General features: G+C 38.7%; 22 protein-coding genes. 7 read left to right on the forward strand and 15 right to left on the reverse strand.

The window, feature by feature from the left end; translation table 11 throughout:
• The first annotated feature begins 48 nt into the window (after positions 1 to 48).
• Complete coding sequence (locus ACLLO5_RS19080; protein WP_413172057.1) at positions 49 to 3,918, forward strand: tetratricopeptide repeat protein; 3,870 nt, start codon at positions 49 to 51, stop codon at positions 3,916 to 3,918.
• Positions 3,919 to 4,010: 92 nt separating this feature from the next.
• Here ACLLO5_RS19080 and ACLLO5_RS19085 read toward each other — a convergent pair whose 3' ends face one another.
• The 5 genes from ACLLO5_RS19085 to hemF form a co-directional block, all read right to left on the reverse strand.
• Positions 4,011 to 4,544, reverse strand: a complete 534-nt coding sequence (locus ACLLO5_RS19085) for a L,D-transpeptidase (RefSeq protein WP_413172058.1) — start codon at positions 4,542 to 4,544, stop codon at positions 4,011 to 4,013.
• A 312-nt stretch (positions 4,545 to 4,856) separates the two neighbouring features.
• Positions 4,857 to 5,366 (reverse strand): L,D-transpeptidase, encoded by a 510-nt coding sequence (locus ACLLO5_RS19090; protein ID WP_413172059.1) that lies wholly within the window; start codon positions 5,364 to 5,366, stop codon positions 4,857 to 4,859.
• Positions 5,367 to 5,527: 161 nt separating this feature from the next.
• Positions 5,528 to 6,172, reverse strand: coding sequence for a bifunctional 4-hydroxy-2-oxoglutarate aldolase/2-dehydro-3-deoxy-phosphogluconate aldolase (locus ACLLO5_RS19095; protein WP_413172060.1), 645 nt, complete (start codon positions 6,170 to 6,172; stop codon positions 5,528 to 5,530).
• A gap of 114 nt (positions 6,173 to 6,286) precedes the next feature.
• Entirely contained in the window at positions 6,287 to 7,126 is an 840-nt protein-coding gene (locus tag ACLLO5_RS19100) for an acyl-CoA desaturase (protein ID WP_413172062.1), read from the reverse strand.
• Between the two features lie 88 nt (positions 7,127 to 7,214).
• Positions 7,215 to 8,279: an oxygen-dependent coproporphyrinogen oxidase gene (hemF, locus tag ACLLO5_RS19105; protein WP_413172063.1), complete on the reverse strand. Its 1,065-nt coding sequence runs from the start codon at positions 8,277 to 8,279 to the stop codon at positions 7,215 to 7,217.
• A gap of 269 nt (positions 8,280 to 8,548) precedes the next feature.
• Here hemF and acsF point away from each other — a divergent pair, with 269 nt between their 5' ends.
• On the forward strand, positions 8,549 to 9,604 hold the full coding sequence (gene acsF / locus ACLLO5_RS19110; RefSeq protein WP_413172064.1) for a magnesium-protoporphyrin IX monomethyl ester (oxidative) cyclase: 1,056 nt from the start codon (positions 8,549 to 8,551) through the stop codon (positions 9,602 to 9,604).
• A 104-nt stretch (positions 9,605 to 9,708) separates the two neighbouring features.
• Here the strand turns inward: acsF and hetL are convergent, their stop codons facing one another.
• Positions 9,709 to 10,422, reverse strand: a complete 714-nt coding sequence (gene hetL / locus ACLLO5_RS19115; RefSeq protein ID WP_413172065.1) for a heterocyst differentiation pentapeptide repeat protein HetL — start codon at positions 10,420 to 10,422, stop codon at positions 9,709 to 9,711.
• Between the two features lie 208 nt (positions 10,423 to 10,630).
• On the opposite strand from hetL, the gene ACLLO5_RS19120 reads away from it, so the two are divergent.
• Positions 10,631 to 10,993, forward strand: a complete 363-nt coding sequence (locus ACLLO5_RS19120; protein WP_413172066.1) for an ArsR/SmtB family transcription factor — start codon at positions 10,631 to 10,633, stop codon at positions 10,991 to 10,993.
• A 509-nt stretch (positions 10,994 to 11,502) separates the two neighbouring features.
• Here ACLLO5_RS19120 and ACLLO5_RS19125 read toward each other — a convergent pair.
• On the reverse strand, positions 11,503 to 12,711 hold the full coding sequence (locus ACLLO5_RS19125; RefSeq protein WP_413172067.1) for an RNA-guided endonuclease InsQ/TnpB family protein: 1,209 nt from the start codon (positions 12,709 to 12,711) through the stop codon (positions 11,503 to 11,505).
• 162 nt (positions 12,712 to 12,873) lie between these two features.
• Positions 12,874 to 13,782 (reverse strand): ion channel, encoded by a 909-nt coding sequence (locus ACLLO5_RS19130; RefSeq protein WP_413172069.1) that lies wholly within the window; start codon positions 13,780 to 13,782, stop codon positions 12,874 to 12,876.
• An 87-nt stretch (positions 13,783 to 13,869) separates the two neighbouring features.
• Between ACLLO5_RS19130 and ACLLO5_RS19135 the strand changes: the two genes are divergently transcribed.
• Positions 13,870 to 15,051: an MFS transporter gene (locus ACLLO5_RS19135; RefSeq protein WP_413176133.1), complete on the forward strand. Its 1,182-nt coding sequence runs from the start codon at positions 13,870 to 13,872 to the stop codon at positions 15,049 to 15,051.
• 156 nt (positions 15,052 to 15,207) lie between these two features.
• Here the strand turns inward: ACLLO5_RS19135 and ACLLO5_RS19140 are convergent, their stop codons facing one another.
• The 4 genes from ACLLO5_RS19140 to ACLLO5_RS19155 all read right to left on the reverse strand — a co-directional run bounded on the left by ACLLO5_RS19140 (position 15,208) and on the right by ACLLO5_RS19155 (position 19,289).
• Positions 15,208 to 15,735 carry a YsnF/AvaK domain-containing protein gene (locus ACLLO5_RS19140; protein WP_413172070.1) on the reverse strand — a complete coding sequence of 176 codons (528 nt, stop codon included), beginning with the start codon at positions 15,733 to 15,735 and terminating at the stop codon, positions 15,208 to 15,210.
• A 137-nt stretch (positions 15,736 to 15,872) separates the two neighbouring features.
• Positions 15,873 to 16,784 carry a DUF2382 domain-containing protein gene (locus ACLLO5_RS19145; protein ID WP_413172071.1) on the reverse strand — a complete coding sequence of 304 codons (912 nt, stop codon included), beginning with the start codon at positions 16,782 to 16,784 and terminating at the stop codon, positions 15,873 to 15,875.
• A 154-nt stretch (positions 16,785 to 16,938) separates the two neighbouring features.
• Positions 16,939 to 17,781: a DUF2382 domain-containing protein gene (locus ACLLO5_RS19150; RefSeq protein WP_413172072.1), complete on the reverse strand. Its 843-nt coding sequence runs from the start codon at positions 17,779 to 17,781 to the stop codon at positions 16,939 to 16,941.
• Positions 17,782 to 18,065: 284 nt separating this feature from the next.
• Positions 18,066 to 19,289, reverse strand: a complete 1,224-nt coding sequence (locus ACLLO5_RS19155; protein ID WP_413172073.1) for a tetratricopeptide repeat protein — start codon at positions 19,287 to 19,289, stop codon at positions 18,066 to 18,068.
• A 396-nt stretch (positions 19,290 to 19,685) separates the two neighbouring features.
• On the opposite strand from ACLLO5_RS19155, the gene ACLLO5_RS19160 reads away from it, so the two are divergent.
• Complete coding sequence (locus ACLLO5_RS19160) at positions 19,686 to 20,465, forward strand: phosphate ABC transporter ATP-binding protein (protein WP_413172075.1); 780 nt, start codon at positions 19,686 to 19,688, stop codon at positions 20,463 to 20,465.
• Here ACLLO5_RS19160 and ACLLO5_RS19165 read toward each other — a convergent pair.
• Positions 20,462 to 21,259: a sulfite exporter TauE/SafE family protein gene (locus ACLLO5_RS19165; RefSeq protein ID WP_413172076.1), complete on the reverse strand. Its 798-nt coding sequence runs from the start codon at positions 21,257 to 21,259 to the stop codon at positions 20,462 to 20,464. The two genes, ACLLO5_RS19160 and ACLLO5_RS19165, sit on opposite strands and share 4 nt — an antisense overlap.
• 543 nt (positions 21,260 to 21,802) lie before the next feature.
• On the opposite strand from ACLLO5_RS19165, the gene ACLLO5_RS19170 reads away from it, so the two are divergent.
• The gene (locus tag ACLLO5_RS19170; RefSeq protein ID WP_413172078.1) at positions 21,803 to 22,627 is read left to right on the forward strand and encodes a sulfite exporter TauE/SafE family protein; all 825 of its coding nucleotides are present in this window, start codon (positions 21,803 to 21,805) and stop codon (positions 22,625 to 22,627) included.
• 10 nt (positions 22,628 to 22,637) lie between these two features.
• Positions 22,638 to 23,174: a DUF1634 domain-containing protein gene (locus tag ACLLO5_RS19175; RefSeq protein WP_413172080.1), complete on the forward strand. Its 537-nt coding sequence runs from the start codon at positions 22,638 to 22,640 to the stop codon at positions 23,172 to 23,174.
• Positions 23,175 to 23,310: 136 nt separating this feature from the next.
• Here ACLLO5_RS19175 and ACLLO5_RS19180 read toward each other — a convergent pair whose 3' ends face one another.
• Both ACLLO5_RS19180 and folK read right to left on the reverse strand, forming a co-directional pair.
• Positions 23,311 to 23,859: an NUDIX hydrolase gene (locus tag ACLLO5_RS19180; RefSeq protein WP_413172081.1), complete on the reverse strand. Its 549-nt coding sequence runs from the start codon at positions 23,857 to 23,859 to the stop codon at positions 23,311 to 23,313.
• A 103-nt stretch (positions 23,860 to 23,962) separates the two neighbouring features.
• Positions 23,963 to 24,451: a 2-amino-4-hydroxy-6-hydroxymethyldihydropteridine diphosphokinase gene (gene folK / locus ACLLO5_RS19185; protein ID WP_413176134.1), complete on the reverse strand. Its 489-nt coding sequence runs from the start codon at positions 24,449 to 24,451 to the stop codon at positions 23,963 to 23,965.
• Between the last annotated feature and the right edge of the window lie 227 nt (positions 24,452 to 24,678).

The following is a 24,678-nucleotide window of genomic DNA, read 5'->3' on the forward strand; positions in this document are numbered from 1 at the left end:
ATCCTTGGTTTGATTTTTTACATGAGTTATCAGGATTGAAAGGTAATTATGATTATATTTTGTGGTGGATCTTCTCAGCATTTGAAAACTCTGTCTTATGACCTTTGCCAAGCCCTGCTCACTCAAACTGGTAAAATCAAGGTTCAAGGTACAACTTGTAAAACTGCAACTGAAATTGATGCGTATTTTAAAATCATCGGAGAACCAACAACTACCACCTTAATTCAATATCAATTTCTTTCAGAATCAGCATTAGAAAAAATTAAGCAAAATCAAGCTAAAAGTATTTACATACATCAAGATCCGCGTGAAATTCTCGCTGCTGCTATTACATCACCAAAGCAGAAGGCAAACTTTGAATCTATCTTCATTAATCTTTGGCAAGAATACCATGAAAAGTGCCTTCCTGATGTTAAAACCAGCTTATTAATTCACAAAGGTAACTTACTTAATAACCCACATTTAGCTATTTCGTGGTTAGCAAAATATTTAGAAATTAGAGTTACAGAAGCAGAAATTGAAAATTTATTAAAAGATTATCCTTTGGAACAAGAGATAACAGAAGAATGGCAAGATATTCTGAATACACAGCAATGCTTACTAATTGAAACTTTACTCAGCCCATTATTACTGCATTTTCATGATGAAGATGAGGCAGGTTCATCTGCAAAACTAGAAAAATATTTTGGATCAGTTCAATTAGAATCTTTACTTATACAAATTGATAAACTTTTGGGGCAAATTCAGAAGATAAAGTCACAAGAAGCCAGGTCAAATTTTTATGAATCTATTGATAAACATCTGGTTACTATTTTAACGAACAAGGGACTTTTAAAGGAGGCATCTGAAGTATGCCACCTCATGGGGAAATTTTTAACTTTAACAAATAATTTACAACTATCAGAACAATGGTATTTACGCGCTCTGAGTATCCACCCTCAGTTAGCCAAATCCCACTATAATTTAGGTTTTATATATGAACAACAGGACGAATGGGAAAGAGCTATTAATAGTTATATAAATGCTATCACTATCAATCCCAATTATACGAAAGCTTATTATCATTTAGGATTGATTTTTAAACGGCAAAAGAATTTTATCAAAGCAATAGAACAGTTTTCTCAAGTCTTGCAACTAGACGCTGATCATCAAGGTGCAAAATTCAATTTGGCTTTACTTTGGCAACAAGGAGAAGGAGCAGATTTTATTCAAAATCTGCTAGGGGAAACAGAGTTGGAATTGCTGCCTCAACTCATAGAAAACATCAACGATACTGGTGCAATGTTGGTGCGTCAACGCAAATGGGAACAAGCTAAAAGCTATTTTCAATCTGTGATAGATTTAGACCCAGATTGTGTTTTAGCTCACTATAATCTCGGTTGTGTTTTGCAAAATCAAAAATATTATTCAGAAGCTATATCTTCTTATCAGCGAGGTTTAAAAATTGATCCTAATTACATTGATGCAATCAAAAACTTAGGTTATGTGTACTATAAAAATGGACAGAGTGATTTAGCCCAAGAATGTTTCCAAAAAATCCTGAAATTAGACCCCAATCATGGTGAAACTTACGAACTTTTGGGCTTTATTGCCGGTGAACAAGGGAAATTGTCAGATTGTATAAATCTGTTAAATGAAGCTTTAAAAATTAATCCCAATAATCCTAAATTACATTCTTGTTTCCTGTTTAACTTAAGTTCGCTGATTACTTTTACACCTCAAGAGATATTAGATTCTGCTCAACTGTGGTATCAGCAACAGGTAGTTAATCAATGGCTACCAACTCTCACTCATCATAATAACAATAAAAATCCACAACGACGTTTACGCATTGGCTATATTTCCCCTGATTTCCGCAGACATTCTGTAAGCGCATTTATTAAACCTATTTTCCAACATCATGACCGCACCCAAGTTGAAGTTTTCTGCTATGGAGAAGTAAATGAACCTGATGCAATTACAGATGAAATTATTGATATCTGTGATGCTTGGCGTTCTACTGTCGGTCTTTCTGATTTACAAGTAGCTGAGTTAATTCAAACAGACCGCATAGATATTTTAATTGATTTAGCTGGACATACGGCAAACAATCGGATGATAGTCTTGGGGATGAAACCCGCACCGATTCAAGCTACCTATTTAGGATATTTTTCTACCACTGGTTTACCAAGCATTGACTATTGGATTACTGATCAGATTCTCCATCCCCATGATACACAGGAAAAAACCAGCGAAACTATATGGCGTTTACCCCGTTGTTATGTTGGATATGAACCATTGAAAACTGCTCCTAAAGTTGTTGAATTACCTTATAAAAAAACAGGTGTTTTTACTTTTGCATCTTTTAATAATTTACGCAAACTCACACCAGAAACTTTTGCTTTGTGGAGTGAAATTCTCAAAGCAGTCCCTCATTCTCGCTTGGTGTTAAAATGCGCGAGTTCCGATGTATTTAGCTCCTTAGTTGCGGAAAAAATCCAAACACCCTTTGTGGAACAGGGTATTGATCCCAAACGCATCTTTTTATATGGTGGGTATGCTGCGGATGAAGACCACCTGAATCTTTATAACCAGGTTGATTTGCATTTGGATAGTATGCCCTATACAGGATGTACTACAACTTGTGAAGCCCTGTGGATGGGAGTACCCACCGTTACCTTAGCAGGGACTCGAAAAATGGAACGCATGAGTGCTAGTATTTTGCACAGCGTTGGTTTGGATGATTGCATTGCCCATAGTGCCACAGAATATGTACAAAGAGCGATCGCATTAGCTCAAAATCCAGATTATCTACAATCTTTACGCTCAACCATGCGGGAACGAGTGCTGCATTCTCCTCTGCTAGATGTGAAAAATATGGCCAGCAGTTTAGAAGCAGCTTATCGCCAAATGTGGCAAATTTATATTCAACAGGAATCCACAGCATCTAACAGCCAGAATTCTGATCATAAGGCTTCTTTTTCTGTTGATTTAGATTCTGATGAGGCTATTAATTATTATCAGCAGTATATCAAAGATCATCCTGGTGATGCTCAGGCTTACTATTATTTAGGTCAGACTTATCAAAAATTAGATGATGTAGAAAATGCTATTCCATCTTATTTACAATCCCTGTCCATTAATCGCTCTTCTGCTGCAACCTATCAAGCATTAGGCAAACTTTTGGAAGAACAAGAATTAATTGATCAAGCGGAAAAATATTATCGTTGTGCGGTGTTAGTAGAACCGGATAATAGTGAAATACGGCAAAATTTAAAAATTTTGTTCAATAATTTTGGTGAAACCCCCGCTAATAATATTACTCCTGCTTTTTTGAAAAATTCTAAACCTTCTGAAGATCTAGAAAAATCACAAATCATTGATACTTCTTTTATTTCAGAAATAACTATTAAAGGTAAGCAAAGAAAACTGCATATTGGTGGAACTGAAGCTGTAGAAGGTTGGGAAATATTAAATGCTATACCTGGTTCTCATGTAGATCACATAGGCAATGCTAAAGATTTATCCAGATTTGCAGATAATACTTTTCTGGCACTCTACTCATCTCATGTATTAGAACACTTTGATTATGCTTATGAACTCGAAAAAACTTTACAAGAATGGCGGAGAGTTTTAGCCCCTGGTGGTACTATTTATGTGAGTGTTCCTGATTTAGATGTTTTAGCTTCTTTACTGCTCCAGAAAGATAAATTAACGTATCAAGAACGTTTTAATATTATACGCATGATTTTTGGTGGTCATGTAGATGAATATGACTATCATCTGGGAGGATTTAATGAAGAAATTCTGACAAGACAATTAAAAATAGCAGGATTTGCCAATATTCGCAAAGTGAAAGAATTCAACATCTTCCGAGACACAAGTTCAATGATTTACAAGGGAACTTTAATCAGCTTAAATATAATTGCAGAAAAATGATTGTTGCAATACAATCGAATCCCCGACTTCTCTACGAAATCGGGAATTTGTCTCCTGTCAATCTAAAATCCCAAATCCCAAAATTTAATTACCTACCGACGCACAACTACAACAGTTCCTGTTCCAGCCCAATTGTATAACTTACGTGCTTGACTAACTGGCAAATTAACGCAACCATGACTGACTGGAGTTCCAAAACGATTGTGCCAGTAAGCTCCATGAATGGCATAGCCTTGATAAAAATACATAGCGTAAGGAACATCAGGAATGTCATAGCCTGGACCACGCATCCGGTGAGTGCGATATTTAGAATTAATTTGAAATCTACCAATGGGTGTGGGAGTTCGTCTCTTTCCAGTGGAAATTCGGTAAGAATAAACCACTCTTTTCCCTTCAAAAGCCCGTAATCTTTGTTCAGATAAATCAATTTCAATCCAGCGAGATTGGGATATTTGATAATTTTTAGAACCAGTAATACTTTGTTTTACTGTGTAAGCGTTAGCTGTAGTAGTTTTAAGGTTACTGGTTGGTGATGACCAGGAAAACCAAGCCATCAGCATTAATACTATACCTGTACAAACAGTTCCAGAGCCACGTATTAAAGCACTGCGAATCCACATTGGCATAATCCAATTACCTTTTAATTATCTAATTAGTAGAGGCGAACTTTTTTTGATTGAAGATTTGCAATTATCAGTTCGCACAGGATTCATCAGGATTTACGCCAAATTATGGAACATAGAGATTTTCAATACCCCCTCTCTATCTTACTTATCCTAGAGAGCCGCGAACCGTTTAATTGTTTTGATTTCTTGTGATTTAGGGACTGGGGGAGATGGGGAAGATGGGGGAGATGGGGAAGATGGGGAAAAATGAATTAAAAAATTTCTGCTTTTTGTCTCCTCATCAATCACCTATTACCAATCACCAATCACCTATTACTGTATGACTACTGGAGTTCCTACATCAGCCCATTCAAATACCCATTTAGCATGATTAGGTGCAAGATTTACACAGCCATGACTCACAGGAGTACCAAATCTGTTGTGCCAGTATGCCCCATGAATGGCATAACCACCTTGATAATACATAGTGTGGGGGACATTGGGAACGTCATAACCTCTACCGCGCATCCGTGATTTTTTGTGCTTCGTTTGAATCTTAAAAGTCCCGACGCGAGTAGGTGTAGAAGGTTTTCCAGAAGAAATGGTGATTGCATAAACAGGTTTGTTGCCTTCCCAAGCAATTAAATTTTGCTTTGATAGGTCAATTTGAATCCAGCGTTGATCCGATTGTTTGAGTGTTTGAATAGCGGTAGCAATTTTATTATTGTCGGAATTTGCCCAAACTTGACTTGATACAGGATTCCACATACTAGCAGAAACTACTGCACCTGCAAGTAACATTTTTAAAGGACGCATCCAGTGAGGATAAATAAGATTTATCATGGTAAACACACTCCTACCTTAAACAACTTACTGAAAGCTGATTAAATTAAGTGTAGTATTATTGTCCCACTGCTAAAGCTCATCTTATCTTTTTGTAACTTAGTGTAAATTTAATTGAGTCAGATTTCCGTAACTGATAATGCGATCGCTCTTGCCTATAACTAGCAACTTGGGTTATTTAACTTCTCCATGAGATTTTTAGCTTGGAGTGCGATCGCATTCCAATTTTCTGCTAATACCCATTTTTTGGGGAATAATTCCCCACTTAAGCCCACAGCTACAGCTCCAACTTGTAAAAAATCCTGAGCATTTTCTAAGGTTACACCCCCGGTAGGAATCAAGGGAATATGCCCAAGGGGAGCTTGTAAACTTTGAATATAATTACTTCCTCCTACTGCTTGCACAGGGAACACCTTGACACAACTTGCACCCTGAGTCCAAGCGGTAACAATTTCCGTAGGTGTGAGTGCGCCAGGAATAATCGGTACATTTTTAGCAACTGCAACTTTGATCATTTCTGGGTCAGTGTGGGGAGTGAAGAGAAATTGCGCCCCAGCGGCGATCGCATCTTGTAATTGTTGGACATTAAACAGCGTTCCTGTCCCAATCAGACAGTGCGGTAACTGAGTACGGAGTTGAGAAATTAAATCAGCAGCGCGATCGCTATTCCAGGTAATTTCAATTAAATGCATACCTCCATCAGCCACAGCTACAGCCATTTTTTCACCCCAGACCATTTTAGGAGCGCGAATAACTGCGATCGCTCGATTTTGCTGCAACTGTGATAACCAAACTTGATTGGACATTTTGACGGAATAGGAATAAACACACAAAAATTACCTCAATTATTTTTTGCATTGAGGTAAATCACAAGTTTATAACTAATCGCTATGCTGTCAAAAATCTCCAGAATTCATCACCTAATCAGGTGGTAAGTTGACATTAGTTGCTAAACCGACTGTTTTTAACAAAGCAATTTCCCACCAAGTAACATCAATCTCCCACCAGCGCCAACCACACTTGGCTACATGAGGATAGGCGTGATGATTGTTATGCCACCCTTCTCCATAGGTGAGAATAGCTGCCCACCAAAGGTTACGGGAATTATCATTGCTTTCAAAAGTGCGGTATCCCCACATATGGGTGACGGAGTTTATGAACCAGGTAGTATGCCAAAGAAACACAGACCTCAAAATCACGCCATAAATGATAAATGACCAGCCTCCCAGGGCATAAAGTAACAATGCAACGGGAATTTGCAGAAGCAAAAAATAGCGATTTAGCCAGACGTAAAAAGGATCTCGCACTAAATCAGGAGCATATCGCTGGTAACATTCATAATCAAAAAACTCGGAACGAGGATAGAAAATCCAGAGAATATGACTCCACCAAAAACCTTTCCGCGCAGAGTAGGGATCTTTGTCTTCGTCTTCAGTATAAGCATGATGTAAACGATGTCCAGCCACCCAAAAAATGGGACCACCTTGGATGGATAATGCACCTAAAATTGCGATCGCATATTCTAACCACTTGGGAACTCGAAAACTGCGATGACTCAACAAACGATGATAACCTAAACAAACTCCCACACTGCCAAACAGCCAGTGGAGAAACACAGCTATACCCACCGCACTCCAGGAAAAAAACCAAGGGGCTAGTAACGCTAAAGCGTGAACAGCACCGAAAAATGCTACAGCCACCCAATTAAGCCTTAGAGGTTGAGGGTTTTCTAGTTGATTTGATGAAAAATTCAATGTCATAAATAGGGAGATGGGGAGCAGGGAATAGGGAACAGGTGACAGGTGACAGGTGACAGGTGACAGGGAATAGGTTTTGACCAATTACCCATTACCAATTACCAATCACCCAATCTTGGGGTTTAAGGAAGACTTCTGTGAGTTGTGCTTCGGGGCTTCCTGGTTCTGGTTGATAGCCGTATTCCCAGCGTGTTAGGGGTGGTAGAGACATTAAAATAGATTCCGTCCGGCCGTTGGTTTGCAAGCCGAAAACTGTTCCCCGGTCATATACCAGGTTAAATTCAACATAACGACCCCGACGGTATAATTGAAATTGACGTTCGCGATCGCCATATTCCATTCCTTGTCGTCGTTCCGCAATGGGCAAATAAGCGGGTAAAAATGCCTTACCGCAGCGTTTCACAAACGCAAACATCTCTTCCCAGCTACGAGATACCGTACCCACTTGTTGACTGTAGAGTGCTGCTGGAGTATCTGTTCGAGAACCCACGTAAAGCTTGCCACTGGCATCTTGATAATCAAAGAAAATACCACCGATACCCCGTTGTTCCTGACGATGTTGCAAATAAAAATATTCATCACACCAGCGTTTGAACGCCGGATAATATTCTGGATGGGAAGCATCACAAGCATCTTTTAAAGTTTGGTGAAAATGAACAGCATCTTCAGCAAAGGGATAATATGGCGTTAAATCAGCCCCACCACCAAACCACCAAATTGGACCGGCTTCAAAATAACGGTAATTGAGGTGTACCGTAGGTATATATGGATTACGGGGATGCAGCACCATCGAAGTTCCAGCCACAAAGAAGTCATGTCCGGCTGCTTCCGGGCGTTGGGTCAAAATCGCTGCTGGTAGGCTATCTCCCCAAACTTCCGAAAAATTCACACCACCTTGTTCAAATATCCGTCCTTCCCGAATCACACGGGTGCGTCCTTGACCACCTTCGGCTCGATTCCAGAGGTCTTCATGAAAACGCGCTTCCCCATCAAGTTGTTCCAAACCAGCGCAAATTTCATCCTGTATATCCTGCATAAACTGCTTTGCCCGTTGGCGAGAATCAGGTGGTGGTGCGTTGACTGCATCGGCTGGAGATGAAAGCAAGATTGTTTGAGTTGTGGATTCCCGCAGATGATTCTCTAAATGACGACCCATGTTGAAGACCTCAGAATTTTTGAGTAAACCTAGTAGATTCGATTAATAACTATATAGCTATCAAACTCAAAAACTTACTAACGTTTCAAAACTTAATAAATGCCTTCTGGGGGCGGATTCCTTCCTCTGTTAACTTTTCCGGCACTAGATGGATAAATCTAAACTTTGCTTAAGGATTGTAAAAGTTTTATATCCAGACCTTATCTAAGGAATTATAGTTATCATAACTTGATAGCTATTTAAGTATTTAAGAGATTAATAGAGGAATCATGGTAAATACCCTACCCAAGCCAGGAATTAAAGCCCCAGCCCAAGAAACCGTACTTACACCCCGGTTTTACACCACAGACTTTGAAACCGCTGCGAGTATGGATCTTTCAGCCCAAGAAACGGAATTACAGGCGATGTTGGCAGAAATGCAGGCCGACTACAACCGCCATCATTTCATGCGGGATGAAGAGTTTGAGCAGTCTTGGGAACATATTGACGGAGAAGCACGCCGCGCTTTTATTGAGTATTTGGAACGCTCTTGTATTTCCGAGTTTTCTGGGTTTTTGCTGTTTAAAGAACTATCCCGGAAGCTGAAACAACGTAATCCTTTATTAGCAGAAATATTTCAACTGATGGCGCGTGATGAAGCCCGTCATGCAGGATTTCTCAACAAAGCAATGGGTGACTTCAAACTTTCCCTGGACTTGGGTCTGGTGACTAAAACCCGCACCTATACATTTTTCCCGATTGAGTGGGTGCTTTACACAGTCTATTTATCAGAAAAAATTGGTTACTGGCGTTACATCATCATTTATCATCACTTACAAAAGCATCCAGAGCATCAGTTTTACCCCATTTTCCGTAAATTTGAGAGTTGGTGTCAGGACGAAAACCGACATGGGGACATATTCAAGGCATTATTGCGATCGCAACCCAAACTCTGGAACAATTGGAAATCAAGACTTTGGAGCCGGTTTTTCCTATTATCAGTATTTGCTACCCACACTTTGACAGTTCACGAACGGGCCAGCTTTTACCATTTACTAGGACTTGACCCCACAGATTTTGATCAACAAGTAGTTCGCAACACCAACGAAACTGCGGGACGTGCTTTCCCAGTAATGCTCAATACAGAACATCCCCAATTTTTCCCACGTCTGCAAAACTGCTCCCATTACAACTTAAAAATAGCCGAAATCTCCCGCAGTTCTAGCAACAAAGTAGTGAAATTTATCCGCAAACTGCCCTTAATAACCGCAATTGTCTGGAATCTCCTAATCATCTACTTGATTAAACCGATAGATACAGAAGCATTGCGGGGAACAGTGCGTTAGATTCACTCATGATTTCGGTTGGGTTGATACCAGACAACCCAACTTCAAACAAAACCTCTGCGTAACTCTGCGCTAACCTCCGCGTTCCTCTGCGTTAAAAAAAACTATCCAGCAACATTACCATCAGGCATAATCGCCCCCTCTAAATCAGCATCTGTCAGAATTGCTCCTGTTAAATCTGCACCGCAAAGATTAGCCCCTCGCAAAATAGCACCATTGAGATTTGCATAGCTCAAATCTGCACCTTGCAAACTAGCCTCAGTCAAATCAGCCGCCATATCTCCCCACTGTATTCCTTGGCTCAAATTGGCTCGACACAACTTTGCTCCGTCTAAATTGGCGTGATAAAGTGAAGTTGCTCTGAGGTCGGCATAACTCAAGTCTGCACCAGTCAAAACCGCATATCCCAAATCAGTTAACTGGTCGGAACTAGGACGAAAATCTGCTTTAATTAGCAGCACACGAGAAAGTTTTGCACCGTGTAAATTAGCTCCACATAAACTAGCCTTAATCAAATTGGCTTCATCTAAACGAGCCTGAGTTAGTTTTGCGCCAGTTAAATCAGCTTCACGAAGAATGGCGCGATACAAGTCTGCTTGACTCAAATCTGTTCCCCAGAGGATGGCTTCACTCAGGTCTGTCTCTCGTAAACAAGCTTGGTGAAAGTTGGTTTTTCCCAACCGTGTCTGACGTAAATCGGCATAGCTAAAATCTGCACCGCTGAGATTTGCATTAGTTAACTCTGCTTCTAGGAGATTGACTTGCTGAAAACTTCGTTCCCCCGCAAGATAACGGGTTAAAATTTCATTTACATCCATAAATAATTACAAGTTTGTGATTGGATACTGACAAGAGAATGAAAGCGATAACAAAATTATTAATTAACTAAATAGCTTTTTAGTTATTTTAGCATATTAGTGCTAATTGATCCCAAGAAATCAGTTTTGTTAGTCGCTGTTAATTGACAGTTAGTTATAATGCCAATTAGTTATTAAACAATTATTGTGCTAAAGATTGAGTTTTCCTATGCCAAAAACGAAGCTATCCAAGACTGATCCTGCTATTCTCGCGGCAGTTGCTGACTATTTCAAGGTGCTATCAGAGGGGAGTCGGCTACAGATTTTGACCTGTCTGAAGTCAGGTTCGATGAATGTGATGGAGATTGCAGAGGCCACGGGTTTGGGACAAGCAAATCTATCTAAGCATCTGAAAGTATTAACTCAAGCGGGGATTTTGTCTCGTCAGCCGAAAGGGACTAGCGCATATTACGAGATTGCTGACCCGGTGATTTTTGAGCTTTGTGAGTTAGCGTGCGATCGCATTACAGAACGAGTATTACAACAAGCTGAAAGCCTAAAAGCTCTTCGCAACAAAGCTGGAGTTTTTTGAACCAATTCCGTAAAACTTACATCTCGGACGTGACAACTACACTCCCAAGTAATTGCTATCCCAACAGCAATTTGTTCTCTTGCTTATCAAAGCCAGCTATGTCATACTCTATAAATACACCATAATATCTATCGAATTACCGTAGTTTGAAATGGTGATTGTCTTAGAGATGCCAAGCAAAAGCCCAAAGCTACCGTTGGCAGCGATCGCACAGCAGAACACACCAAACTTTATAAAACATGAATATATACAAGTCCCAGCCGAGCAATGCAGTCTATTTCTGGACAATAGGTAAATCCCAATTCAAGAAACTATTGTGGCATTTCCACGCATACAGTACAGTTTTTGGAGTAATTTTACTCACCTTAGTCAGTTTAACTTTTTTGGGCATCCATTGGACTTGCCGCAAATTCTTTTTCACTCATCCCATTGTGAAAGCAAATGAATGGGACTTGAAAAGCATTGACATCCTCTCCACCTTATTTCGTTGAAGGTGGAGATTCCAAAGATCACTCTTTGGGTTTCCTCTTTCCACGAGTTGATTTGCTTGAAGGAGTTTCCCCACTCAAGTATTGATCAGTCTCTCCAGAGGCGTGAGTTCCGGTGTGACCCACCGTACTTAGACCTTTTTCTAAAATGTTCCGCGCTGCATTCCAGTCTCGGTCTTGGATATGTCCACAATGAGGACAGATATGAGTTCTAGTGCTAAGAGTCTTTTTGACAACCTCACCACAGTTAGAGCAATGTTGGCTAGTGAAGTGAGGCGGAACGGCAACCGTCACCACACCAAAAACTTTACCAAAATACTCAACCCATTCACGAAATAGCGACCAGGAAACATCATTAATAGACTTAGCTAAACGATGATTCTTAACCATGTTTCGCACCATCAAATCTTCATACGCCACAAGGTCGTTAGACCTCACCACGCACCTTGCTGTCTTAATAGCAAAATCTTTACGCTGGCGACTTACTTTGAGGTGCTTCCGTGCAAGTTTGTTTCTAAACTTGATTCTATTTTGAGAACCTTTTTTAGTCTTAGACATCCGACGTTGTAAACGTCTCAAAGACTTCTCTGATTTACGAAGATGTCTAGGATTAGCAACTGTTTCCCCATTACTATCGCTGTAAAAGTGGTTCAATCCCAGATCAATACCAATAGTTTTACCTGTTGGTTCTCGTTTCTCAACTCGTTCATGGTCAATGCAAAATTGGCAATAATAGCCATCTGCACGACGCACAACCCGGACTCTTTTGAACTGTTTGAGTTGGTAAAAATGCAGGTCACGAGTTCCCCACAGTTTAAAGGTTCCTGCTTGAAAACCATCTGAAAAAGTGATGTACCTACGGTCTTCAGAAAGTTTCCAACCACTAGTTTTGTATTCTACAGAACTATATGTCTGTTCTTTCTTAAACTTTGGGAATCCCTTTTTCCCTGGTTTATTTTTCTTGCAGTTATCAAAAAACCGAGCGATCGCAGACCATGCTCTTTCGGCACTAGCTTGACGAGCCATTGAGTTCAACTTGGAAACGAAGGGAAACTCATCATTAGCCGCAAGTACAGCGCAGTATGCGCTCAACTCGTATTTGCCAATGCCCTTATTATCCATCCAGTATCGAACACAACTATTACGAACAAAACGAGCAGTGCGGATAGCTTCATCCAGCTTCCCATACTGTTCATTCGTTCCTGACAGTTTTGCTTCAAATACCAGCATTATTACGCTCAAGTCAATGGCGTAATTATAACACGGAAGTTGTTAAAATCTCCATTGTTCTCTTACTTGTTTTGCAAAGCAAAACGATGCTTCAAGAACGTGGAGATTTTAACCCACCTTTCATCTCCTTCCTACTTCGTTGAGGGAGGGGCATTCGGTGGCTTATGGTAAGACATCGTGAAAATGTTTGTAATCAACATAGCGATGTCCATCAGATGTGTGGTGCATAATATCCACAAATCGCTTATTCCATAAAATATCATTAGCACCATAATTATGACGAGCATGGACAACTTGTGCCACCGTTTCATCAATACCACTAACAGAAACCATCAATAAAGAATGGGTATGAATTAGTAATTCTGGAGTCATTCCATAGAGAGGACTAGACTCATCAATAGTATGCATTACCAGCCAGGATAAAGAGAAATTAGGTGTCTGATGGCGCACAAGTTTGAGATCATAAATTCTACGTATCGCATATCCTTCTGCTGTGATTTCATCGCGCATTAAATACATTCGCATCTGTGCTTCTAAAATCATATTGCGGCGTTGGTTAGCAGTGCGAAATATCAGCGTCGGAACTCCTTCATGGGTAGTAATAACAGCCACACAGCTAAACATCACACGGGCAGTTGGTCGAGAAAAACGCGCAAAGGCTAATCCTGTCATCACAGCAATTCCCACCACACCAATCATGGCTTCGATAGTAACAATGATATTGGCATAAGTTGTTTTTGGATACATTGCACCGTAACCAATAGATGCCAAAGTTTGCACACTGAAGAAAAAGGCATCAGAAAAAGAGCCTGGTTGAGCATTAGCTATACAATCGCCTCCTAGCCAGTAAGCAAAGGCAAAAAAAGCATTAATAGCCGCATAAAAAATACAAATCAGGATTAAGAAGCCAAACCAAGGAATCGTTAATAGCAAATGGTAGGGATCACGCCAGTAAGAATGCCATGCACCCATACCCATAATCTCAAATTTTCCATTGGTGATCTTGATATCAACTCGTGGAATTGTAACTTTTTTTTGACGCTTTGAGAGTCTATGCAATCGAAATTTCATGGGGAGTCATTAAAAGCAAGATGAATGGTAATATGACTAGAGTTGAATACAGCCATAAAATACAAACCTGGTGGTTATTTATTCCTGATGAATCGCAATTTCTGGATTACTGCCTTAATCGCCTTTGTTAACTCCCTTAGTTTGACAATTTTAATTCCTATTATCTATCTTTATGGCAAACAATTCGGTTTGAGTGATTTTCAAACCAGTTTATTATTTTCCACTTACTCCATAGCTCAATTTTTTGCAACTCCTGTTATTGGTAAATTGTCCGATCGCTTTGGACGTAAACCTTTACTAATCATCAGTTTAGCCGGGACTGTCATTGCTAACTTGATTGCGGGAACGGCCTCAACAGCGATTCTGCTATTTTTTGCACGATTCTTAGATGGTATCACCGGTGGGAATATGTCTGTTGCTCAGGCGGTAATTTCTGATATTACCAGTCAAAAAAATCGCGCCCAAGCGTTTGGCATTTTCGGTGCAGCGATGGGGTTAGGCTTTGTTTTGGGGCCAGCTATGAGTTTGTTAGCACAGCAACTGTCTTTAGGGGCTGCTTTTTTAGCTTCTGCTGGAGTTGCATTTGTAGCTTTGTTAATGACTATTTTCTTTTTACCAGAAACTCTGCAAAATAAGTCCAAAAAATCTAGTAATATCTTTGATTTGGGTTTAGGAAATTTAGTTAAAGGTTTATTCATGCCAGGAGTAGGCATTTTGCTATTAATTAATTTCTTAATAGGGACGACTTTTACTATGTTTACCTATGCTTTTCAACCGTATTTTTTGAGAGTTTTACAGCAAAATAGTCAATCTTTAACGCTATTGTTTTTAAGCTTTGGTGCAGTAGGCGTAATTATGCAAACTTGGGGCGTATCTGTGATGAGCAAAAGATTTAATGTAGTGAAAATATTATTTTTAGGATTATTTTTTCGCAGTTTGTCTTTTGTATTAATGCCTGTTTGGGCTAATATTAACTATTTTGTGATTGTTAGTATATTATTTTCAATTTTTAATTCTCTCGTACAACCAATGATTACTACGTTAATTTCTCTTAATGCTAAAGCGGAAGATCAAGGAACTGCTTTGGGTTTGAATGCTTCTTATTTAAGTATTTCTAATGGTATTGGTCCGGTAATTGCCGGGTTGATTGTACATCAATCTCAACCTATAACTTATGGTTATCCTTTATATTTAGCAGGAGGTTTAACATTTTTAGTTTTAGCTTTTGCTATCAATAATCGACAAAGATATACACCTCGTAATTCGTAATTACAGCCCTACTTAAAAAGGTGGGTATTTCCCACCTACTCATTAACTATGAGGTAAGAATTCAGGAGTCAGAATGCTTATGAAATTAAGAATAGTCCAGAAGTGAGATTTTATCAAAATCATCACAGATGATGAAAAAAGCCTTTATTCTCATGACTAGGAGTATTCTCTATCCTGACTACTTACACTATGAGAACAGCGATTAAACCATTCTTGATATTTTTGTTGTTGGGTTTCATTCTCTACTGAAATTGTCACTTTTACCTGCTGACAGCCGTGATTTTTTTCTAGTGCGATCGCATTTAACAACAAACTAGCAATTTTAGGTGAACTAAACTCTCCACTCACTCTGAAACCACTGTCAGAATATGCAGAATCTGGAATTTTTGATGTAGTTAATTCATCTATTCCGTCCGCAACTATACTTTCCCCTAAATCAATTTCTGCTAATTGTTGATGTTTTGGGCTAACTTGTTCAACAATCAATTTTTCCCTACGGACGGGAACTTGTATCATCTGAGTTTCGATTTGTTTACGAACAATTACCTCTCCTAGTTTTTGTTTGTGTTTATTAACTAACACTCTTTCTTCTAAAAGAGGAATAATTTGTTCTTCCTCTGCTATCGGGGTATTGCTAATTAATTGCTGTTCCCCTGGTGTTTCTGAGGTTAAATATTCAGGCATATAGCAATCCTCAAGATAGCAGTCCGGTTTGATTAATGTCAGGGGATAGGAGAGAGAAAATATCAAAATATTGCTTCTTGTAAGCTACGCTAACAAAATTAATAAATTTCTGCCTCCTCCACTCCTAACTTATGTGATTATCGCTCTTCGATTGGTAGATTAGGAGCATTTACATCTAACTCTTCCCTACGCACAGTTGCTTGTGTTTCAACTGTATCATGCTCCACAACTTTTCTAACATTCACCTCTTCCCGAACAAATGCTTCTTTACGAACTTCCGGTGTTTCTTCATAGATTTCCATGTGTGCAACTTCACCTTCTCGGAAGTTAGCTTCAGCAGGAGAAACTACTCGACCCGCATCTGTAGGTGTGGTGCGTTCAACCACAATGTGTTCTCTTTGTACGGGTACTGATACTCGTGCTGTTTCAGTTTCTACGTGCTTGCCAACAGTAACATCCCCTGTTTTGCGGCGGCGTGTATTAGTAATCAGCCGTTCTTCATACAATTTCAATTTTTGATTATTCCGCTCATTTAAGTCGAACAAATCCGGTTCTTGTTCGTAGCGGTAGGTATCAGGGGTATAGGTGGGTGTGGGTACAGGGGCAGTAGTGGTGGTTGCTATCGGTGCTGCGTCTACAGGTGTTGGCGATTCTACAGCGGCTGATGTTTCTAGTGGTGGAGTCCGGTATTGAGGATTGCGATATACTCCGCGCACTCGTTCCTCGTAGTCGTAATCTGTAGTTAGACGTTCGTTAAACTCTGGTAAATTTTCTGCTTGTTCTCTGGTTAAACCAATAGAGTAAACGCGATCGCTTCCATAGTCAATGCGACTCCGACCAATGGGAAGCAAGACTTTTTTACCAAAAATCCAGAAACCTAAGTCAACTACTAAATAACGAAAATGTCCTTGATCATCAACTAAAACATCATGAACTGTACCAATTTTTTCGTCAGTTCCTTCTGTATAAACTCCCAAACCTTTGATTTCATTACCTTCAAAAGAATCGCGGTACTGAGGATCAAAATCTTCTAATTTGTAAAGTACCATATATTTTTCCTCAAACTATCATAGCATTTCTTAATTTCCACATTAGAGATTTATTAACTTTTTTACCTCCTTCTCTTGAGTGAATTTAATTTTGAATGAGCTTTGAATTTATTTATGGTTAGTTTCTCAGATTTTGGACTGATTTGACCCTAATTCAAGAGGATTGATAATCATCTACACCATGTTCTTGCAAATTGAAATCACCAGAAGTATTAATATCTAACTCTTCCCTACGAATGATATCTTGTGCTTCCACCATATCCCGATCTACCATTTTTCTCACTCGCACTTCTTCCCGGACAAATGTTTCTTTATGAATTTCTGGTGTTTCTTGATAAACTTCTATGCGGGCTACTTCCCCTTCTTGGAACTTGATTTCATTCGGATCTACTACTGTACTAGTAGCTGTCGCTTGAACTCTATCAATTACAATCCGTTCTCTTTGAATAGGTACTCTAACTCTTGCTGTTTCAGTTTCAATGTGTTTCCCAACAGCAACTTCTCCAGTTTTAATTCGGTGTTTATCGGCTATTAAACGTTCTTCATACAGTCTGAGAGTTTGATGATATTGTTCATTCAAACCATATAAATTTGGTTCTTGTTCATAAGTGTAGCTTTCTCGATCATAATTGCTGCTACTGATGGGAGCGCGATAAACATTGCGTACTTTTTCTTCAAATTCTTCATCCACAATGATATGTTCTTGATACTCTGGTAACTGTTCTACCTGCTGCTTGCTAAGTCCATCGACATAGACGCATTTAGCTGGATAATTAATCCGAGCTAATCCAATGGGTAGTAATATTTTTTTACCAACAGTATCTAAACTTGTATCAATAACTAAATATCTAAATCGCCCATTATCATCAACTAAAACATCGTCCACTGCACCAACTTCTACTCCTCCTTCGGTATAGAGATGCAAGGTTTTTACATCGTCTCCTCCAAAGGTTTCTCGATAATTTGGATCGTAGTTTTCAAGTTTATAAAGTGGCATTATAATTGTTCCCAAGTTTCAGAATATTTATTTACTTAAAATCTTAGGAATTTTCTGAATCTTTTTCCTCTAGCTCATGACATAATACTAGTGAATTACGGTATAGTTATATTTCATACTTGTAAGGAGAAATTAAACAAAGTTATGTTTTTTTATCCTCAGGAATATATCTAATGATAGATAAAAATAAGAAGAGAAAAAAGGCAAGAATTAACGAGTCAGGAGTCATAATGTTGGAAAAATTGCTTAATTAACATCTGAATTCTGACTTCTGCTGTAGGTGCTTAAAAGTTACCTTTTGATAATGTTTCAATTTTCTGGGCAAAATATGTTTCTTGATATTTGAGTTGTTGGGCTATTTTTAATCCTTGTTGAAAAGCTGTTAGTGCTTTTGCATCTTCTTTTTTTTCTAAATACAATTGTCCTATTTGATCATAAGCTTGCATCAAACCATAAAAATTAGTAGCTAGTGTTTCTGTTTCTAACAAAATTTGACTAGTTTGCAAAGCTTCATCAATTTGGTTTTGGGAACTGTAAAGCTTGATTAATTTCTGCAAAGCTTCACTAGCAGTAACATATTGTTGTGATTGCCATGCTGTCACATAAGCTTCTTGGTATTTGTTAAAGGCTTCTTGTAGAAAGTTGGGATTTTCCTGCGCTAAAGATTGGTAATTTTCTGCGATCGCAATTTTTAAGGCTGGAATTTGGGTAAGATTATCATCACTGGTGTAAATTGCTGCTAACTTACTCAATACATTAATTGCTTGTTGATGCTGTTTTGCTTTTTCAAAAATGTAAACCAGTTGTTGCAAGTATTTTATTTCATTCGGTCTGTCACCTTGACTAATAGCAAAATTTAACAGTTCTTGGTAAGTTGTAGCGGCTTGGGAATAATCAAACCAACTTAAATGCAATTCCCCAATTTTATTAAGAGTTTCTAATTCAGAAGTAGTATTATTTTGCTGTCTGAACAATGTTAAAATTTGCTGATAAGCTCCCACAGCCAATTTAGGAACACGAATATTTTGGTAAGCTTCACCAAGCGATCGCCATAATTCTAAATCAGTGCTTGTTTGCTTGAGCATCTGTTTTTCAATTACCTGCAATCTCTGGGTAATATATTTTACCTGTTGACGCTCATTTTCATTCCATGCGATCGCACCCACCCGTGATAACGCTTGCACTTCAGCCAATGAACCCAAAAAACGCCGTAATCGTAATTCTCGATTCCAAATCTCAAAAGCACTCAGCTTATCCCCTGCTTGTAAAGTCGTCGTAGCTTCTTGATTTAACTCATCTAAGGAAGTTTCCAACTTTTGCAACTCTTCCAAGGTTAACGGCTGTTTGTCCACAGAACCCCGTACCAACGGATCCGGAGTAGTCATCTCCAACGGTCCTGGAGGAAATTTATCCATTTCTTCTGGCTTTTTACCCTCTGCCAGTGTGACAAAACTGCACAGATGCCAGAAAATAAAAGTAGCAACTATCACACTGAAACGTCTTAACATAAACAACCCACTATTCCTGTTCAAAATTGTCTAGAGAATTTAGCATAACAACTGGTTTGACGCACATCAAATTGATAAATATCCCCATCATCCATTAAATTTTCTTCCTGATTCTGAATTATCTTTATCAACTCTTTATTTTTAAAATTCTTGAATGTGTCATTTTTTATGTCACCAAACACAGTAATATAGACAAAAGTGGTGATTAAAATTCTCCAAAAGATAAAACTATACTCATATCATAGAATACTCTCATCATCTAATGACCGGACATTTGCTGTTTATCCCTCTCATCTGCTCGTCACACATTCAACAAAACATCATAATTAAACGTTAGCAGCGATTTTTTTCTTACTATCTTTACCAGTTAATAGTTGTTGTATACGTTTTTTCAACATGAGTAAAATAATTCCGGCCATCAGAGTCAAAAATTTTAGCTTTTATTACGACACCCAAAAAATCATTGAAGATGTATCAATGGATATTCCCCAAAATAAAATCACAGCTATTATGGGGCCAAGTGGTTGTGGCAAATCTACTTTTCTGAAATCTCTCAATCGGATGAATGAATTAGAAGAAGAAGTGAAAATTGAAGGTAAAGTAGAATTTTTTGGGCAAAATATTTACGGTCGTCGTGTCAACTTAAATAGACTGCGCCGTCAAATTAGTATGATTTATGCCAGACCAAATCTTTTTCCTATGAGCATTTATGACAATGTTGCCTATGGAGTGAAATTAATCGGATGGCATCCAAAAGTCGAATTAGATGAGATTGTTGAATCAGCACTTAAATCAGCAGATATCTGGGAAGAAGTAAAAAACAAACTTTATAAGTCTGCTTTAGAACTATCTTATGGACAACAACAGAGATTGTGTATTGCCCGTGCTTTAGCAGTTAAACCGCAAGTTCTCCTCATGGATGAACTTTGTTCAGGACTTGATCCCGCAGCTAACATGAAAATTGAAGAACTCATCGAATGTTTGCGTTCTGAATTAACAATTGTATTTATTTCTCACAACGCCCAGCAAGTTTCTCGTTTATCAGATTTCACAGCCTTATTTCACTACAACGAAAATCGTATTGGGCAACTACTAGAATTTTCCCCTACCAAGAAACTCGTACCCCATACTTTTAATTACCGCAGTCGTGATTATATTTCTGGAAGTTTTCGTTAAACAGAAGCTACTAACTTCCAACTTACCATCATCAAAATGGCATAAACAATAAACCGCAACGGACGTTGAGGCGCAATCTGGCAAATTTTTGCACCTAATAAAACTCCCGGAACAGAGCCTAACCATATCGGTAAAACTAAACTCCAGTCAACTGTCCCTAAAGTAAAATGCCCAAGGGATGTAAACAGTAATAAAATTGCTGCTTGTGCAATATCTGTACCCACTAATTTACGGGCATCAAGGCGAAAAAAGCCAATCAAAACTAAGGCAAACATTGAACCAGAAGAGACACTAGTTAAACCGACAAAACAGCCTAAAATTGCTCCTATAGTTATAGTAAAAAATCTTCCCCAATTGGTTGTGATATCTAATTTGGGCAATTCAGGTAAATTGAAGTTGGGGAAAAAAGTCATGAATAATAATTGTATAAGTGCCAACAATGTGACTAACAAAATCATGATCCCCAATATCCGCAGCAAAATTTGATCTAGATTATATTCACCACTCTGTCGAATCAGGTGTAAGATTCCCACCCCTGTTAGTGAACCAGAAACACTACCCATTGCTAACCATTTGACAATTTCTATGTCTAAGGTTTGCTGTTGCCAGTGTTTAACACTACCAACTAACTTCATTAATGTGGCTGCTACAACATCAGAACTCACAGCCACAGAAGGTGGCACTTGGAAAACAAAAATCAACATGGGAGTAATCAGAGAAGCCCCGCCAATTCCGGTTAAACCAACCATGATGCCAATAAAAAAGCTGAAGAGAGGTAGTAATAAATAGTGCATAAATCAGTATTGGGGTATAAATATATAAAATACAGTAAATTTATCGCTTTTCCGTATTTTATTCCTAAAAAAAGCTCCTTTCAGAGGTTGTTTGAAAAGTGGTGTGAGATTAGGCACTTATTTATCCCTCCTAGTAACGCCCTAAATCATGATTTCCAGGATTAAAATCTGGATTTTATCAAAAATCATCAATTACTTTTGTAACCGAAAACAAGTTGTAGGGTGTATTCAGGGCTAGTAACGGCTATAGTATCTAGAATATATTGATAAATTCGAGGATTAAAGTATTGACATAGCACGAAAATATAGATTTTTCGTAAATACTAAATCGGTTTTCCTATAACTATTAATTATCTTTTAATTTAATTATCGTTTAATTTACTCATAAACTTCCATTTACCATTAGACATCTGATGAAAAAGAATATAGAGCCGTTCCATGGAAAGTCTCTACAAGGGTTCTAGGATACGCAAATTTAAATTCGGTCGATGTCTATTTTAAGTTCTCAAGCAAAATACATCTGAAAATCAAGAGGAATAGACATTGAGTATACTGGCATTTTCTATACTAGTCTGGTTGGGATCATTTAGTGCTGGGTTACTAGGAGCATTAACTGGCTTAGGTGGTGGAGTAGTAATAGTTCCTTTATTAACTTCTGTTTTTGGAGTTGATATCCGTTATGCGGTCGGTGCTTCCTTAGTGTCTGTTATTGCCACATCTTTAGGATCAGCATCTACGTATATTAAAGAGGGTTATACGAATCTGCGTTTGGGAATGTTTCTGGAGGTAGCCACAACAATTGGAGCGATTGTGGGAGCGATGGTTGCCACATTTGTTTCAGTTAAAGTTCTGGGAATTATCTTAGCAATTGTGCTAATTTATTCAGCATATCTATCTCAGCGACCTAGACTAGAGCAATTTGAAACTGATGGTGCAGAACCTTTAGCAGCATATTTCAAACTGAATGGAACTTACCCTACTCCTGACGGATTAATGTCTTACCAAGCACGTTCTATCCCGGCTGGGTTTAGCATTATGTTAATAGCGGGAGTAATTTCTGGTTTACTAGGAATTGGTTCAGGAGCATTTAAGGTATTAGCAATGGATCAAGCCATGCGTTTACCTTTTAAGGTTTCTACTACCACCAGTAATTTTATGATTGGTGTAACAGCGGCAGCATCAGCAGGAGTTTACTTGACACGAGGTTATATCGATCCTGGGTTGTCAATGCCAGTAGTTTTGGGGGTATTGCCTGGTGCTTTTTTGGGAGCAAGAATCTTAATTGGCGCTAAAACGCAAATATTGAGAACTATTTTTAGTTTGGTTTTGGTAGTAATGGCTTTGAAGATGATTTATAACAGCCTCTAGGTGAATTTTTATGTATAAAATTAATTCAGGTTTTCGGTGGACTTCAACAGCAGACATAAACAGTGAGATTGTCACAATGGTTTTACTGCCAGAAAAGTTAGAACAGCAGCGCCAAAGTAATGTTGAGATGTTAAACAATTGCTGTGAAATTGACAGTAATCATAACTGGACTAAAACAAAAAGTGAGCAGCAATTAGAATATTTATTGAGTAATTTGCTCAAATATGGGGTTTTAATTGCTAGTGTAGTTGTTTTTGTGGGTGGGATATTGTACTTAATTAGTCATGGCTCCGAACCTGCGGAATATGAGTTTTTTCGAGGTGCAGCATCTGAGTTTCGCTCACCGATGGGTGTGATCAGTGCGATCGCATCAGGTAGCAGTTGTGGCATTATTCAATTGGGATTATTACTATTAGTTGCAACTCCCATTTTACGGGTGATTATTTCTCTTCTGACTTTTATAGTCCAGAGAGAATTTATTTATGTAATTATCACTTCTTTAGTTATGGCTAGTTTAACTTATAGCCTGATTAGTCCATTTAATTAAAAATAGATGCTTGAGTCCAAACTTTAATTTTTCAGGATTTTTTTAGCGATTGCCACTGGTACTACACTCCACGCAATCGCTATTTATTTCAGTATTTAATCACTAAAAGCCTGAAAAAACAGAATTTCGTGACACATTACATTAAAAACGAGCGAGCTAGAAAAAAGCTGGCTATAGTTTTACCATCTACAGGTTGTCCGTCACGAATGGCTGTTTCTAGTTCTTCAGGAGTGAAAAATACTATTTCAATATCTTCATCTTCTTCTTGCTGTGGAGGCATTTCCAGCTTTTCCAAATCTCTAGCCAAAAAAGCATAAAGAATTTCATCGGAATAGCCAGGAGCCAAGAAAAACTCTCCTAACCTATCCCACTTATGAGCGCGGTAGCCTGTTTCTTCTTCAATTTCCCTTTTCACGGTTTCCAAGGGTTCTTCATTGGATTCTACAGTTCCGGCGGGAAATTCTAACAATCTTCCCTGAACTGCAAAACGATATTGGCGCACAAGGATCAGTTTACCCTCAGAGGTAACGGGAATAGCCAGAGCGCCACCAGGATGACGAATGCACTCCCATTCTCCTTCAGATTTATTGGGTAAACGCAAGCGATTAACTTCAAAGTCAAACTTGCGTCCTTTATGAAACAAACGTTGCTTGAGTAGCTGTGGTAATTCTCTACCTAGTGGCATAGTAAAATTCTATTGTCTGCAAATACACAGAATATATACGGGGTGGTGTGATGAAATCAGGGTTTTTCTGCGTTGAGTGATGGTAATTTCTAACAACCGTTGATTAATCCTTAACTAAATGTACATCAGAACGGTCAACCTCTGAAAGCAGATTCTCAATTATCTTCCCAGATACTGGCTCTATCCACGTTGGGGCAATTTCAGCCAATGGGACTAATACAAAAGCTCGTTTATGCATCCGGGGATGGGGGATTTGAAGATTTGGTTGATTCAAGATTAAGTCATCATATAACAACAAATCCAAATCTAGGGTTCGCGGTCCCCAATGTTCCTGACGCACACGCCCAAATTTATTTTCAATAGTTAACAATTTGGCTAACAATGCTTGAGGTAGCATTGCTACTCGCAGTATGGCACAGCCATTTAAATAATCTGGCTGAGGTGGACCTATGGCTTTAGTTTGATACCAACTGGATTTGGCTTCGAGAATAATACCAGGAGTTTGGGCTAAAGTCTCTAGAGCCGCTGCTAAAATTACTTGGGGATCACCCATATTACTGCCGAGAGCGATCGCAACGCCCGCCCCAGGCATCGTAGTTTGCGACGATTTTGTAGACCCATCAGCTAGAGCTAATCCTTTGTCTATCTCGATGGGGATCAATCTTGCTTCATCGTTTGTAGTGGTTTCCAATGGTTTTGATGCCCCAAAAATTATTTAAGAATTTGCAGAACCCACTTTCATTAACAGTTTTGGGAATAACAAGGCTTGTGTACTGAATTAACTTGATTATTTATGGGATATTATACTAACACGAAGTT

It is taken from the genome of Anabaena azotica SJ-1 (assembly GCF_047275885.1).
GTDB classification, from domain to species: domain Bacteria; phylum Cyanobacteriota; class Cyanobacteriia; order Cyanobacteriales; family Nostocaceae; genus Trichormus_B; species Trichormus_B azotica_A.

Bases quoted from the DNA above. Each gene is read 5' to 3' on its own strand.
- acsF (WP_413172064.1), top strand. From the start codon at position 8,549: ATGGTAAATACCCTACCCAAGCCAGGAATTAAAGCCCCAGCCCAAGAA.
- hemF (WP_413172063.1), bottom strand. From the start codon at position 8,279: ATGGGTCGTCATTTAGAGAATCATCTGCGGGAATCCACAACTCAAACA.
- ACLLO5_RS19120 (WP_413172066.1), top strand. From the start codon at position 10,631: ATGCCAAAAACGAAGCTATCCAAGACTGATCCTGCTATTCTCGCGGCA.
- ACLLO5_RS19175 (WP_413172080.1), top strand. From the start codon at position 22,638: ATGTATAAAATTAATTCAGGTTTTCGGTGGACTTCAACAGCAGACATA.
- ACLLO5_RS19080 (WP_413172057.1), top strand. From the start codon at position 49: ATGATTATATTTTGTGGTGGATCTTCTCAGCATTTGAAAACTCTGTCT.
- ACLLO5_RS19135 (WP_413176133.1), top strand. From the start codon at position 13,870: ATGAATCGCAATTTCTGGATTACTGCCTTAATCGCCTTTGTTAACTCC.
- ACLLO5_RS19095 (WP_413172060.1), bottom strand. From the start codon at position 6,172: ATGTCCAATCAAGTTTGGTTATCACAGTTGCAGCAAAATCGAGCGATC.
- ACLLO5_RS19155 (WP_413172073.1), bottom strand. From the start codon at position 19,289: ATGTTAAGACGTTTCAGTGTGATAGTTGCTACTTTTATTTTCTGGCAT.
- folK (WP_413176134.1), bottom strand. From the start codon at position 24,451: ATGCCTGGGGCGGGCGTTGCGATCGCTCTCGGCAGTAATATGGGTGAT.
- ACLLO5_RS19085 (WP_413172058.1), bottom strand. From the start codon at position 4,544: ATGCCAATGTGGATTCGCAGTGCTTTAATACGTGGCTCTGGAACTGTT.
- ACLLO5_RS19100 (WP_413172062.1), bottom strand. From the start codon at position 7,126: ATGACATTGAATTTTTCATCAAATCAACTAGAAAACCCTCAACCTCTA.
- ACLLO5_RS19140 (WP_413172070.1), bottom strand. From the start codon at position 15,735: ATGCCTGAATATTTAACCTCAGAAACACCAGGGGAACAGCAATTAATT.
- ACLLO5_RS19130 (WP_413172069.1), bottom strand. From the start codon at position 13,782: ATGAAATTTCGATTGCATAGACTCTCAAAGCGTCAAAAAAAAGTTACA.
- ACLLO5_RS19160 (WP_413172075.1), top strand. From the start codon at position 19,686: ATGAGTAAAATAATTCCGGCCATCAGAGTCAAAAATTTTAGCTTTTAT.
- ACLLO5_RS19150 (WP_413172072.1), bottom strand. From the start codon at position 17,781: ATGCCACTTTATAAACTTGAAAACTACGATCCAAATTATCGAGAAACC.
- ACLLO5_RS19180 (WP_413172081.1), bottom strand. From the start codon at position 23,859: ATGCCACTAGGTAGAGAATTACCACAGCTACTCAAGCAACGTTTGTTT.
- ACLLO5_RS19090 (WP_413172059.1), bottom strand. From the start codon at position 5,366: ATGATAAATCTTATTTATCCTCACTGGATGCGTCCTTTAAAAATGTTA.
- ACLLO5_RS19125 (WP_413172067.1), bottom strand. From the start codon at position 12,711: ATGCTGGTATTTGAAGCAAAACTGTCAGGAACGAATGAACAGTATGGG.
- ACLLO5_RS19145 (WP_413172071.1), bottom strand. From the start codon at position 16,784: ATGGTACTTTACAAATTAGAAGATTTTGATCCTCAGTACCGCGATTCT.
- hetL (WP_413172065.1), bottom strand. From the start codon at position 10,422: ATGGATGTAAATGAAATTTTAACCCGTTATCTTGCGGGGGAACGAAGT.
- ACLLO5_RS19165 (WP_413172076.1), bottom strand. From the start codon at position 21,259: ATGCACTATTTATTACTACCTCTCTTCAGCTTTTTTATTGGCATCATG.